This is a genomic window from Roseibium sp. (assembly GCF_965233565.1).
GTDB lineage: Bacteria > Pseudomonadota > Alphaproteobacteria > Rhizobiales > Stappiaceae > Roseibium.
Genome location: NZ_OZ247494.1, coordinates 3,511,149 through 3,524,637, shown reverse-complemented (window position 1 = coordinate 3,524,637; position 13,489 = coordinate 3,511,149). Strand labels below are relative to the sequence as shown.

General features: G+C 59.4%; 10 protein-coding genes and 1 tRNA gene. 4 read left to right on the top strand and 7 right to left on the bottom strand.

Annotated elements, in window-relative coordinates:
• Window positions 1–9: 9 nt before the first annotated feature.
• On the bottom strand, window positions 10–933 hold the full coding sequence (gene gcvA, locus ACO6TG_RS16270) for a transcriptional regulator GcvA (RefSeq protein WP_422374154.1): 924 nt from the start codon (window positions 931–933) through the stop codon (window positions 10–12).
• Between the two features lie 160 nt (window positions 934–1,093).
• Between gcvA and ACO6TG_RS16265 the strand changes: the two genes are divergently transcribed.
• Together ACO6TG_RS16265 and ACO6TG_RS16260 are read left to right on the top strand one after the other, a co-directional pair.
• Window positions 1,094–2,311 carry an acyl-CoA dehydrogenase gene (locus ACO6TG_RS16265; protein ID WP_422374153.1) on the top strand — a complete coding sequence of 406 codons (1,218 nt, stop codon included), beginning with the start codon at window positions 1,094–1,096 and terminating at the stop codon, window positions 2,309–2,311.
• Between the two features lie 83 nt (window positions 2,312–2,394).
• A complete protein-coding gene (locus ACO6TG_RS16260) occupies window positions 2,395–3,573 on the top strand; it encodes an NAD(P)/FAD-dependent oxidoreductase (RefSeq protein ID WP_422374152.1) in 1,179 nt (392 codons plus the stop codon).
• Window positions 3,574–3,609: 36 nt separating this feature from the next.
• Here ACO6TG_RS16260 and ACO6TG_RS16255 read toward each other — a convergent pair whose 3' ends face one another.
• Window positions 3,610–4,644 (bottom strand): N-formylglutamate amidohydrolase, encoded by a 1,035-nt coding sequence (locus tag ACO6TG_RS16255; RefSeq protein ID WP_422374151.1) that lies wholly within the window; start codon window positions 4,642–4,644, stop codon window positions 3,610–3,612.
• Between the two features lie 377 nt (window positions 4,645–5,021).
• On the opposite strand from ACO6TG_RS16255, the gene ACO6TG_RS16250 reads away from it, so the two are divergent.
• Entirely contained in the window at window positions 5,022–6,200 is a 1,179-nt protein-coding gene (locus ACO6TG_RS16250; RefSeq protein ID WP_422374150.1) for a pyridoxal-phosphate-dependent aminotransferase family protein, read from the top strand.
• Window positions 6,201–6,861: 661 nt separating this feature from the next.
• Here ACO6TG_RS16250 and ACO6TG_RS16245 read toward each other — a convergent pair.
• The 4 genes from ACO6TG_RS16245 to pap all read right to left on the bottom strand — a co-directional run bounded on the left by ACO6TG_RS16245 (window position 6,862) and on the right by pap (window position 10,041).
• Window positions 6,862–6,968: transfer RNA gene (locus tag ACO6TG_RS16245), tRNA-OTHER, on the bottom strand.
• 3 nt (window positions 6,969–6,971) lie between these two features.
• Window positions 6,972–7,457 carry a helix-turn-helix domain-containing protein gene (locus ACO6TG_RS16240; protein ID WP_422374149.1) on the bottom strand — a complete coding sequence of 162 codons (486 nt, stop codon included), beginning with the start codon at window positions 7,455–7,457 and terminating at the stop codon, window positions 6,972–6,974.
• Window positions 7,458–7,703: 246 nt separating this feature from the next.
• Entirely contained in the window at window positions 7,704–8,408 is a 705-nt protein-coding gene (locus ACO6TG_RS16235; protein ID WP_422374148.1) for a helix-turn-helix domain-containing protein, read from the bottom strand.
• A 166-nt stretch (window positions 8,409–8,574) separates the two neighbouring features.
• Window positions 8,575–10,041, bottom strand: a complete 1,467-nt coding sequence (pap, locus tag ACO6TG_RS16230; RefSeq protein ID WP_422374147.1) for a polyphosphate:AMP phosphotransferase — start codon at window positions 10,039–10,041, stop codon at window positions 8,575–8,577.
• Between the two features lie 223 nt (window positions 10,042–10,264).
• On the opposite strand from pap, the gene ACO6TG_RS16225 reads away from it, so the two are divergent.
• Complete coding sequence (locus ACO6TG_RS16225; protein WP_422374146.1) at window positions 10,265–12,313, top strand: VTT domain-containing protein; 2,049 nt, start codon at window positions 10,265–10,267, stop codon at window positions 12,311–12,313.
• Here the strand turns inward: ACO6TG_RS16225 and ACO6TG_RS16220 are convergent.
• On the bottom strand, window positions 12,294–13,358 hold the full coding sequence (locus ACO6TG_RS16220) for a DUF1176 domain-containing protein (RefSeq protein WP_422374145.1): 1,065 nt from the start codon (window positions 13,356–13,358) through the stop codon (window positions 12,294–12,296). The genes ACO6TG_RS16225 and ACO6TG_RS16220 overlap by 20 nt on opposite strands.
• Between the last annotated feature and the right edge of the window lie 131 nt (window positions 13,359–13,489).

The window sequence follows — 13,489 nt, the reverse complement described above, 5'->3', positions numbered from 1 at the left end:
CAAGATCTTTTAGCCCGGCAACATGGTCTCGCGGCCGGCACGGGCCGTGCGGGCCTCTTCCATCAACCACTGACGAAAGGCTGCCACGACCGGCCGCATGGTCCGGCCTTCCGGATAAACGAAGTAATAGGCGGTCTGCTGTGCCAGAGACAGGTCGAACAGGCGCACCAGCCGTCCAGAGGCAAGTTCCGCCTCGATGAAGAGCCGAGGGATCAGGGCCGCACCCGCATGATGGATGGCTGCTTCGGATATCATTACGAACTGCTCGAACCGCGCCCCCTGAAAAGCCGAATCCGTTTCCACGCCGGCAGCATCAAACCATTGCCGCCACGCCAGAGGCCGGGTGGCGAGCTGCAGGCGCGGCACCCGGGCGAGATCGGCGGGCTTTCGGATCTGGTGTCGGTCGCGAAAGACCCGCGAGGCCACCGGGATGACTTCCTCGTCGAAAAGCTGCTCGGCAATCGCGCCCGCCCACACAGGGTCGCCATGGTGGATGGCGCCGTCAAAGGGTTCCTCGTCGAAGTCAAAGGGTTGCAGCCGCACACTCAGGTTCAGGCCGGCATCCGGATACCGGCGGCCGAACTCCGCCAGCCGCGGCGCCAGCCAGCGCGTGCCGAAGGTGGGCAGCACTGCGAGGTTCAGAACATCGGCGCTGCCGGCATAGGACATGACCTGGCGTGTCGCCGCCGTCATCTGTTCCAGAGCGCCCCGAATGTCATGCAGATAGAGACGGCCCGCGTCGGTGAGCACAATGCGCTGCCGGACACGGCGAAACAGCTCCACGCCCAGCCTGTCCTCCAGGTGGCGCACCTGTTTGGAAACGGCCCCTTGTGTCAGATGCAGTTCTTCGGCGGCCCGTGTGAAGGACAGGTGCCGGGCAGCACATTCAAAGGCGATCAGCGTATCGGCCGGCGGGACAAAGGCGCGTCTCATAGACTTCTTTCAGTTCATTCCATTTCGTCATGAATGATGGAAGAGGTTTCGCTTTTCTGCAAACAAAATTGCGGCGACATTGGAAGAAACAGAATGACCTGCGGCCATTTGGGCTGCAATCCAAGAGCCTGGATCGGATAAGGCTTCGGGAGACAAGATCATGAATGCACCCGCCAATATCAAGTCCGCGCCTGCCGGCGGCGGCACGTTCGACTGGCAGGATCCGTTTCACCTGCGCGACCAGCTGGGCGAAGACGAGCAACTGATCCAGGACACGGCCCGCGCCTATGCCCAGGACAAGCTGCTGCCGCGCATTATCGAAGCCTACCGGGAAGAAAAGACCGAACGCTCGATCTTCAACGAGATGGGCGAACTCGGTCTGCTCGGCGTCACGTTGCCGGAAGAGTATGGCTGCGCCGGGGCTTCTTATGTGTCCTACGGTGTGGTCGCGCGCGAAATCGAGCGTGTCGACAGTGGCTATCGCTCCATGATGAGCGTCCAGTCCTCGCTGGTCATGTATCCGATCTATGCCTATGGCTCGGAAGAACAGCGCCAGAAATACCTGCCGAAGCTGGCGACCGGCGAATTTGTCGGCTGCTTCGGCCTGACCGAACCCGATGCAGGCTCCGACCCGGCCGGCATGCGCACCCGCGCAGAAAAGATCGACGGCGGTTACCGGTTGACCGGCTCGAAAATGTGGATCTCCAACTCGCCGATCGCGGATGTTTTCGTGGTCTGGGCGAAGTCCGAAGCGCATGACGGCGCCATTCGCGGTTTCGTGCTCGACAAGGGCACCAAAGGCCTTACCGCCCCCAAGGTCGGCGGCAAGCTGTCACTGCGCGCCTCCATCACCGGTGAAATCGTCATGGACGGCGTGGAAGTCGGCGAAGAGGCTCTGCTGCCAAACGTCTCCGGCCTGAAGGGCCCGTTCGGCTGCCTCAACCGCGCCCGCTACGGCATTGCCTGGGGCTCGATGGGTGCTGCCGAGGACTGCTGGACCCGCGCGCGCCAATATGGTCTCGACCGGGAACAGTTCGGCCGGCCGCTGGCCCAGACCCAGCTGTTCCAGAAGAAGCTGGCCGACATGCAGACCGAAATCACACTCGGCCTTCAGGCCGCGCTCCGGGTCGGTCAGCTGTTCGATGCCGGCAAGGTGGCGCCGGAAATGATTTCGCTGATCAAGCGCAACAATTGCGGCAAGGCCCTGGACATTGCCCGCCAGGCCCGCGACATGCATGGCGGTAACGGCATCCAGGAGGAATATCACGTGATGCGGCACGCCCAGAACCTGGAAACGGTCAATACTTACGAGGGCACGCATGACGTTCACGCGCTGATCCTCGGCCGCGCCCAGACCGGCCTGCAGGCGTTTTTCTGAAACGACGGCACATGAGACTCGTTGCGGGCGGTTTGACCGCCCGTACTTGATTCAGAGCGCGATTTCAACACCTGGGAGGTGGCATGTCGGACCGGACTGCGGATGTTGTCATTATCGGAGGCGCCGTCATGGGCTCCGCCGTTGCCTGCCACCTGGCCATGCGCGACGACTTTGACGGCCGTATCGTTGTCATCGAGGCCGACCCCGCCTATGAGACCTGCGCCTCCGCCCGGTCTGCCGCCTCGATCCGCCAGCAGTTCTCCAGCGCGATCAATATCGAGATTTCGCTCTATGGCATCGGTTTCTTAAGAGACATCGGCGCGACGCTAGCCGTCGATACCGACCGTCCGGTGATCGACCTTCACGAAGGCGGGTACCTGTTTCTGGCCACGCCGGACAAGCTCGAGATCCTTCAGGAGAACCATCAGCTCCAGCAGGACCTCGGGGCGGATATCGGTTACCTGGATGCAAGCGAGCTGAAAGCCAAGTTTCCCTGGCTGGACGTAACGGACCTTGCCGCCGGCTGCCACGGCCTGACCGGTGAGGGCTGGTTCGACGGCTACGGCCTGATGCAGGCCTTCCGCAAGAAGGCCCGTTCCCTTGGGGTCGACTATCTGGCCGACCGGGCCTCGGTGCGCCGGACCGGTGAGGACTGGCAGGTGCAGCTTTCAACCGGAGACACGTTCAGCGCGCCTGTTGTCGTCAATTGCGCCGGGGCGTCCGGCGGAGCCGAACTTTGCCGCCAGGCAGGCCTCGACGTGCCGGTCGTCTCCAGAAAACGCTGCGTCTTTACCTTCGAATGCCGGGACCAACTCGAGCGCTTCCCACTGCTGATCGACCCGACCGGGACTTATGTGCGCCCGGAAGGGACGGGCTATATCTGCGGTTCGGCGCCCCCAGCGGACAGGGACCCGGACTGCTCTGATTTCGACGTCGATTACAGTCTCTTCGAAGACCACATCTGGCCGACCCTGGCGGCGCGGGTTCCGGCCTTCGAGGCGATCAAGCCGGGCGCGGCCTGGGCGGGCAGTTACGACATGAACCTTTTTGATCACAACGCTTTCATCGGGCCGGTGCCGGACCTTCCCGGGTTCCATCTTGCACTCGGTTTTTCCGGTCATGGATTGCAGCAGTCCCCTGCGGTCGGAAGAGGCCTTGCCGAAATGATCGCGACCGGCCGTTACCAGACCCTGGACCTGTCGCCCTTGTCCATCGAACGGCTGTCGGCAGGCAGGCCAATCATCGAAAAGAATGTCGTTTGATGAAGCCGCGGCCCGCGGCTTTGCTAAGCCTTGGAATTATTCGGCAACGAGCAGCGGCGTCACAGGGCCATCCTCGACCTTGCCCGTCTGGGACTGGCTGACCCTGGTCAGCGTCATCGGATCAACCGGAATAATCTCCGCCTTTTCGACGTCGTCGGCGGTCGCGGAAGTGGTATCCAGCTGTTCAGGAGGTGAGGCCTCCTCACCCTGAGAAGCCTTCTCTGTGGGTTCTTCCAATGGCGCTTCTTTTCCCGACGAATCCGGCTCAATGGGACCAGCGCCGCCCATGCCCGTCCAGTCCACCAGACGGGTCATGGCCTCCACCAGCACGGCGCGCAGCCGCGTGAGGCGGGTCTTGTCCGGCTCGAAAGGTGGCGATTCATGGCGCAGGTAGGATCGCTGCGCCAGCAACACCGAGACCGCATGCAGACCGCGATCCGGCCGGCCGAAGCTCTGGCTGATGAAACCGCCCCGCATCTGTTCATCGACGCTGACCGTGTAGCCCTGCTGCCCCTTGAACGACCCGACCAGGGTGTTGCGCAGGTCCGGATCACACGAACTTCCACCCAGGGTGCCGATGCTGACAAGCGGCAGGCCATTTTCCGTCACGCCCTTGATGTGGGAGCGCATGGACTGGCAGTCGAGAATGATGACATTGCGATGCTGCCGCTGCAGACGGTCAACCTGGCGCCGCAACGCCTTGTGAAACGGTGCATGAAACAGCAGCGTGCGCTGCTCGATCTCCGTCGGTCCGGGCTCTTCGCCGTCCTGGTAGATGCGCTTGCCGTCGAGCGTTGTCGCTGGACACAGCGCCTCCGCCGGGTTCATCGCCCTGTCGACCGGCGTCTCCGGATCGCGGTCCAGATCGATCACATAACGCGAAACAGACGACCGCAGCACGGTCACATCGAGCTCTTTGTGAAAATCAAAGACACGCTCGAGACGCCAGGCGAGATCGGCCTGCAGGCGGCCGGTCGCATTCAGGCGCTTTTCGACAGCGTTCGGCAGGTCCGTGCCACTGTGAGGCAGGCACAGAACAATCGGGCTTTGACCTTCTTCAACCAGGATCATGCAGCAACGCCTAAACGACGAGATCTGATTTCTAACTTGGAGAATTTACTTAACGGAAACAAGACATTTTCTTTGCAGCTGTGAGACAGGGCAGACCGCCGCAACCCATATGCAATCGCAAATTTCAGAGTTTCCAACGACTTGGCCAACCTTACCGTCGCGCGCAAATGCCTGGCAATTGCCGTGGCTCGCCAAGTTCGAGAAATCACCAGTTATTCGAGATTGCCCCCCGCCCCTGGCGTTCACAGAAAGTCAACTACCGTTGCGGCGGCTTGACGAACGTGGAATTGCGGGCAATTTTCGATCTGACCCTGCCCTGGGTCATCCTCTTCCGGCCACCGGCCCTTCACGCACCGCCCTTCAAACGAGGACCCGCCATGACGCTGCGCAATGGCAAAGAATTTCTGATGATCCCCGGCCCGACCAACGTTCCGGAAGAAGTTCTGCGGGCCATGCACAAGCCGGCCATCGACATCTATGACGGGCCGCTGCTGGAGACGACGGACTATTGCCTGACGCGGCTGAAACACCTCTTCCGCACAGAGGGCAAAACCTACATCTACGCTGCCAACGGCCATGGCGCCTGGGATGCCGCGCTCTCCAACACTCTGAAGCGGGGCGACAAGATCCTTGTGCTGGAATCCGGGCTTTTCGCCACCGGTTGGGGGGAAGCGGCCGGTGTCATGGGTCTTGAAGCCGAAGTTCTGCCGGGCGGCTATGACAAGGCGGTCGACCCGGCCGCTCTCGAAGCCCGGCTGAGGGCGGACACGGCGCACGAAATCACCGCCATCCTGGTTGTGCAGATCGACACGGCCTCGGGCGTCTGGAACGACATTGCCGCCCTGCGCAAGGCGATCGACGCGGCCGGCCATCCCGCCCTCTTCATGGTCGACACGATCGCTTCACTCGGCTGTGTGCCGTTCGAAATGGATGCCTGGGGCGTCGACCTCGCCCTGACCGGGTCCCAAAAGGGCCTGATGTGCCCGCCGGGTCTTTCCTTCATCGCGGCCGGCCCGAAGGCCGACAAGGCCCATGAAACCGCCAACCTGAAGACCCATTATACCGACTGGACCTTCCGCCAGGGCGAAGTGCATTACCAGAAATATTGCGGCACGCCGCCCGAACATATGCTGTTCGCCTTTAAAAAGGCGATGGAACTGCTGTTCGACGAAGGCCTCGAAAAAGCCTGGCACCGGCACGCCCTGCTGGCCGAAGCCACACGGCGCGCGGTCGCCGTCTGGGCCGAGGGCGGCGCGCTCCGCTTCAACATCACCGACCCGCATGCCCGCTCCAACAGTGTCACCGTGGCGCTGTTTGACGGCAACGAGGCAGAAGCCTTGCGCGCCTTCACCAAGGAAACCTGCGGCGTCACCATCGGCGGCACCATTGGCGGGCTGCAAGGCAAAGGCATCCGCATCGCCCATATGGGTCATGTCAACGCGGTGATGCTGCTTGGCACCTTGTCGTCGATCGAGCTGGGTCTCACGAAGCTTGACATTCCCCATGGCAAGGGCGGAGTTCAGGCGGCGATGGATTTTCTGGCGGGGGTGGTGTGAGGGGGCGGAGCAAGGTCGACAAGAAAGCTTAGAAAAATTACCAACGTCGCCAATTTGTGGAGCGGTCAAAAATTTCCCGTACTTCGCTCTGGAAACTTCCCGAATTCCTAAATTCAACTGGGAACCTCTCGTAGCCTTTTTCTTTCACCAGATTAAACAGAGCATTCGGCATGAAGTGGTGTGCTTCAATTAAGTTTTGCGGACCGGTCAAGAGCCCGAGGCACCCTTTTTGTCGAAGAGAAATCATAACGGGATTGTTGTAGTCGGCTTTCAGTGTTTTCGTTCCCTCTTGTGTCATGGCCCAAAGAACACAGAGCTCTTCCAAGTTTAGTGAATAAAAGGCGTCCTCATTCCGCTTTCGCCTTGCTAAAGCGCGAAATGGCGCCCTGACAAGCGAAAACAAATCCAACGAAAATTTGCGTCTGATAGTCTTTGGTAAATTGAGGCTGAGAAATTCCAACCCAATCAAAAGGAGCAAATAACAGAAACCCACTGAATACAGCCAAGACCAAAGCCGTGCGAGGCGACTTTAGGGCTTGAAAAAATTGCGTAACGATCTCCATTTCTTCAAAAACCCTCCAAATGCAAATTCCTTTTCGAGGAGTACTTAAATGAGGAGCTGTGGTCCTTATTTCGGGACCTGCCGGTTTTTTTCGAGTTGTGGGCACGACGACGGGACTTGAACCCGTATCTCCTCACTACTACTCTCCAAGCGCGACCAAGGATTTCATCAGACAGCGAGGGCTCTATCCATTGAGCTACATCGTGGAACTATGCAGAGTTGGTTTCGACCTTTCTCTGCCTAATTTTCTTCTGCTCAGCGACTTTCCTGAATTCTGGCTCAATCGCTTTGAGCTTCTCAACTAGACCATCAAGCGAATATGCGTTCGCTATTTGCGCATTCTTCCCGGAAAAGCGCTCAATCCGCTTGATGAAACCGGCGTCTTCCAGCTTTGTCAGATACCGTTGCACCTGACGGGGACTTAAGCCCATACGACGCGCAATCGTATCCTTGGCAGGGTAGGGGTCTTTATCAGCATCCCACCAATGGAACACGAGCTGCACCAGAACATTGAATTCAGCATGGCTAATCTCCAATCGTCCCTGCGCCTGCAACAGCAAATTAGGGAGCATCGTATAACCATGCTTCATCACTTGAGTGCCGAACTTATCTTCAGCTCGCCGCTTTTCCTTCCGCGTCACCGGAAGTTGCACTACCTTGGCGCTCGTTGATGATTTGTCTGTTTGCTTTGTCATGGTTCGAATATGCGCAGTCTGTTTCGAATTCACAAGACGCCAAACGGCGCCCATGGGGAGACAAATATGTCCAGGACGTCTACGTAGTGCTGTGTGCTAATAGACCTGTTCGTGCTAAATGAACTGAATGTCTAGTTCGTAAGACACTCCTGACTTCCCTGCCATAGACATTTTCGTCTCCGCCCCCGGCGTCAGATTTGTCTCCCTCAATTTTAGATTTTGGGCCCTTTTTTAGGCTTGACGCCGTTATGACAGGCGTCGAGGAACCAGCACCTCTGACAATATCTCTTTGTCGGCGTCCATTACAAACAGGTAGCCTATGTTTAGGGATATTGGCGTTTTATCCTTCCAAAGTTCACCGACTACGCGAGTTTCCCTTTGGCCAACATACAGGGCTGCACCCAAGTCATGAAGCTCTGCAATCTTTTCATCAAATAGCTCATACATCTCCGTTTTGTCTGAAAATGACATCACATCAATGCAATCGCCATAATCGCGGAGACAATCAAAAAGCTCTGCAGCTTTTCTAATGGCTTCCTTGCTTAGATCCGCATCAGGTTCATTAAAGTACGCCTCGCACTCACATAGATTTCCTATCTGGATGCCTAAGGTTACTTTCTCCACTTTTACTAAAACATGGTTGGGGAACTTCTGCCTAAACTCCTCTTCATTCTGTGAGACAATCTCTTTTTGCAGCTCATTAATCAGCTTCCTTGAGTTGACCAACCACATCGGATTATCAAAAACATTTTCCTCATAGCCGAGCGCCTTTGCCAAAGCAGCTTTCGTCGTAACGCTTGCTCGTTTACCCGCCTCAATTCTCTGAATAGTGCGAACATCAATGCTGCTAGTTTCCGCCAATGCTTCTTGCGACCACTTCAATGTGTCCCGACAACAACGAACCCAAAACCCGATAAATTCATCATCATTAAGTTCTGTCTTTGGCTCCATTTTTCCGCTCCTAAGTGCTTCAAGATGGAATTGTGGTACCGAATACCAACGCTGGAAGACACGACAGCATCACGTCACTAACCCGACACTTGCCGCTTGCAATTTTAGAACGACGCCGAAAGCATTAGTTCAATACTTGTGCCGAAGGCGATTGTCAGGCCCCCCCCTAAAGCACCTCCTCCAACCGCTCACAGATCGTCTTCAGCACTTTCACCCGGGCATGGCGCTTGTCCTCTGACGACACCAGTGTCCAGGGCGCATAGTGCGTCGAGGTGCGGTCGACCATGTCGCCGGCGGCGATGGCGTATTGGTCCCATTTGAGGCGGTTGCGCCAGTCCTCGTCGGTGATCTTGTGCTGCTTGTAGGCCGTGTCCTCGCGGGCCTTGAACCGGCGCAGCTGTTCCTCTTCGGAAATCGCCAGCCAGAACTTGCAGACGATGAAGCCGAAATCCGTCAGTTCCTGTTCGAATTCGTTGATCTCGTTATAGGCGCGCAGCCAGTCCTCGTGGCCGGCAAAGCCTTCGACCCGTTCGACCAGCACCCGCTCGTACCAGGAGCGGTCGAAGATGGCGAAATGGCCCTTGCGTGGCAGCCGCCGCCAGAAGCGCCAGAGATAGGGGCGGGCCTTTTCTTCGTCCGTCGGCGCGGAGATCGGATGCACCTTGTAAATGCGCGGGTCAAGCGGCCGGATGACCCGGCGGATCGCGCCGCCCTTGCCGGCCGCATCATTGCCCTGGAACACCAGCACCACACCGGTTTTTGTCATCGCCTTGCGGTCGGACAGCTCGGACAGCTGGTGCTGATACTGATCCCGGAGCGCGTGATAGTCTTCCTTTTCCAGCGTCTCGGTGAGATCGATCGCATCGACCGCGGTTTCCCGTTTGAGGCCGCCAACCACTGGCGGGGCGGCGATCGATTGCGGTTCGCCATCCTCCAGCTTGAGTTTCATGGCGCTGGCAACCGTCTGCGCAAGGGCTGAATCCCGGTATTCCGGATCCTGAGACGGGATCACGAACCAGGGCGCGTGGCCCTTGCTGGTTTCCAGGATGATCTTCTCACCGGCCTCGCTGGCCTTCTTGTGGTGTTTCAGCGCCGCCCAGTCGGCCAGGACGTGCCGGGCGGCGTTTTTCTTCTGGATGTGGGCCAGGCGCTTTTCCTGTTCCTTCTTGGGCAGGTAGAACCAGAATTTCAGGATCAGGACATCCTCGTTGGCCAGCATCTCCTCAAACCGGCGGATGCGCGTCAGTGCCTTTTCAAAGGCGTCGTCGTCGATCTTCTTGTAGATCCAGTCCCGGAGCACGAACTGGTACCAGCTGCCGAAAACGATCGCCGTTTCGCCCTTGGCCGGCAAATCCCGCCAGTAGCGCCAGAGCGGGGGCCGCAAACGGGCTTCATCCATCGGATCGCCATAGGCGTTGCAGACCAGATGGCGCGCGTCCATCCAGCCGTAAAGCCGGGCCACCGCCTCGCCCTTGCCGGCGCCATCCAGGCCATCGACCAGAATGAGGGTTGAAAAGGGCTGCTTCTCGACCACGGGCAACTGCGCCTCCAGCAGCGATTCCCGCAACTTGGGCTCCAGTTTCTTGAAGTCTTTCTTGGTCATTTTCTGCGGCAGGCGGGCGGATTCGAACACGGAAGATCTCCTCGGAAAAGGCGCGCTGGGTGCATCTTGAAACAGCTCAATCGAAAAAGCCATCGTTACGGTTTGTTCGCGGCTGGCAGGAGAAAGTACAATTTGGCTGTTGGATGAAAGACGACACGCTTATATGAAGCGGTATCCGACTCATCCAATTGGCAATGCCAACCGGAGACGAGGTCTTGATTAGCGCCTTTTCAGAAACGACCAGACGACGTTCGTGACAGACTTTCTTGACCCCGTCCTGACCTTCATTGCCGAAAACCCGTCCCTTGCCGGGCTGATCTGTTTTCTCGCCGCCATGGGCGAGGCTCTGTTCATCATCGGCCTGTTCGTGCCGACCACGGTGGTTCTGGTGGGCGCGGGCACGCTGGTCGGGCTCGGCAAACTGGATCCGGTCCCGCTGTTCATCTGGACGACGCTCGGGGCAACGGCCGGCGACGCCATCTCCTACTGGATCGGCTGGCGCTTCAAGGACAAGATCAAGACCATGTGGCCGCTCAACAAATATGCCCACCTGGTGGAGGCCGGCGAGCAGTTCTTCCAGAAACACGGCGGCAAAAGCGTTTTCATCGGCCGGTTCGTGCCCGGTGTGAAATCGGTCGTTCCGGGTATTGCCGGCATGGCCGGCATGAATTTCACCCGCTTTTCGGTGGTCAACGTCACCTCCGCCTTCGCCTGGACCATCGTCCATATCGCTCCCGGCATCATTGCGGGATCCGCACTCGGGGCCATTGGCCAGATCAGCGGCCGGCTGGCGCTTGTGCTGGGGGCGCTGCTCTTCGTGGTGTTCCTGATTGTCATGCTCGGCCGCTGGCTGATCCTCATCGTTCTGCCCCTCTTCCCGAACACCCATGCGGCCATCGTGCGCGGCTTTGCCAGGCGCGAGGACCGGGTGTCACAATGGATCGCGCGCAATTTCGATCCGGCCCATCCCCGGTCCACGGGCATGCTGGCCTCCGCGCTGCTGCTCCTGATCACCATGCCGCTGTTCTTCTGGATCGTTGGCGAGGTGGCCCCGGGCGAGCCGATGGTGCGGGCAGATCTGGCCATCCTGAACCTCTTTGACAGTCTGCGCACACCTGTCGGCGACAAGATCATGGTGTTCATGACGTCGCTCGGCGATGGCGTCGTCGTCACGGCCGTCACGGTGGCCGTCGCAGCTTACCTGTTTGGCCGCAAGGCCTGGCGGCGCGGCACCGGGTTCATCATCGCGATGGCCGGCACAGCCCTGTTCGTACCGCTGTTCAAACTGATGCTGCACCGCTCGCGGCCGATCGAGCTCTATGCCGGTGCCGACGCCTACAGCTTCCCCAGCGGCCATGCCACGCTGACGGCGGTCCTGTTCGGGATCTGCGCCGTTCTGATCGCCCATGATCTCAATCGCTGGGCCAAGGCCAGCATCTTCACCATTGCCGCCAGTTTCGTCATCACCATCGGCTTCTCGCGGGTCTATCTCGGCGCGCACTGGATGTCGGACGTTCTGGCCGGGCTTCTCTTCGGCACGGCCATGGTGTCCGCCTTCGCCTTCGTCTTCGGGCCGATCCACAATGAAAAAATTGGACGCGCAACCGTGGCCGGCATCGTTGTGGCAACCCTTGCCGTGTTCGGTGGCTGGCATATCTCAAGCACATTCGACAAGGCGCTTCTGACCTACGAACCGCGCTCGAACACCGAAGTGCTGACGGCGTCCGGCTGGCGCCAGAGCGGCTGGCAGAGCCTGCCGGCGCGGCGGATCGAACTGAATGGAGACCGCGAGGAGCCCCTGGTCATCCAGTATTCCGGTTCGCTCGAGCACTTTGCCCACACGGCCGAAAAAGCCGGCTGGCAGTTGCCGCCGAAATGGTCGCTGACGACAGCGGGCGGTTTTGTGGAAGGCAAGACCCCGCCCGATTCCCTGCCGATCCTGCCGCGCAGCCAGAATGGCCGCCAACCCGATCTGGTGCTGATCCGCAAGGACACCGACGAAGCCGGTGGCCGCTGGGTGCTGAGGCTCTGGCCAAGCCGTTACGAGATCCTGGAGGGCGGCAACCTTCGAGCGCTCTATCTCGGCAGCGTCGTTCATGAGGATATTCTGAGACCCATGGGCGAATTCTCGGGTCCGCGAACAGATGTGCATGTGCCCGACCCCGCCGACAACCCGGCCCTGTTGCTGCCCGGGGCGGAAACCCGTCAGCGCGCCGACGGCATAAAGGTGGTGCTTGCCATCGGGCCGGAAGTAAAGGTCCAGACCGGCGGCGCCGACCAGCTTAATAAGACTGGTAGATAAGAGGCCACTCCTTGGGGGCCATTTCGATCCCGTCACAGTCGGTTTTTTCCCGGTATTCCAGGAGTTCCAGCTCCAGAACCTCTCCGGGTCCGTCGATCAGCCGGTGAACCCGGTACCGGCCACAATCTCCGACACCGCGGCTGAGCGCGGTGGTGCGGATCAGTCCCTTGGGACCGAGTATATCGGCATTCATGGCCTGGTAGTCTTCACCGGAAATGCCGGGTGGGTTCGGCAGGGTGAGAAGGTTGCCCCAACCCCGTGGCGGGTTCTCGGTGACGGCCAGGACGCTGGCCGCCTGATAGGCCGCCGAGATGCAGGGCACTTCCCAAAGCAGATAATAGTCGTTGATGACATACCGCGCGCCGCCCCAGGCATGGTAGCCGTCGACATCGCATTCATCGCCGGTCTGTTCGCGCATCAGCTGAACCAGAACGGGCGGCAGTTCGGACACGTCGTTCAGAAGCGTTTGCCGCCCGATCGGAATGCCGTTGGGCAGGCCGGGGGCTCGCGCATCAGGCTGATAGGCCGGTGCCGCTGACGCCGTTTGCTGCCCCCCACAACCGAGAACGCCCTTGGCCACCGCCACAAACGGCACTTTGCCCTTCTGGATCACGGTCATCACCGCGTCTTCAATCAGATTGTCTTCTCCGCTCTGGTCAGCGCTCCGGATTTCAATGTGAACCCGCACCTCCCGGTCATCGCTTGCATAAAGATAATGGCCGGCGACTTCGTTCGAGGCCGCGCCGCCGGCAGCGAGTTCAAAGAGCTGATGCACGGTGTCGCCAATCTTCACCCGCGCCGGACCGGCATAGCCCCGATCGCCGGAATTGACGTGAAACAGATAGGCATAGCGATCCGTCTCGGGGTCACGGTCGTCCTGCCAAAGCGAGAACCGGCAGGTGCCGAGGTCGCGTTCAATGTCCTGTTTGCCGAACAGTTTCAGGGCTATTTTCGTGTCATCTTCCGCGGCGCGCACCGCCGGGTTGCCGCCGAGCAAAAGAGCCATCGCCCCGATCAGCCCGGCAAGTGCAGTCAATGCTTTCATATGTCCCCCCAACATCCAGGCGCACATGACGGCTGCCCTGTCTTCCAGAAAGTGCCGCAAAAGAGGCCCTGGTGCCAGCCTGTTGTTTTTGACCAAACCTGCCGTCATTCGATCCCGGGCCTCTTGATCTT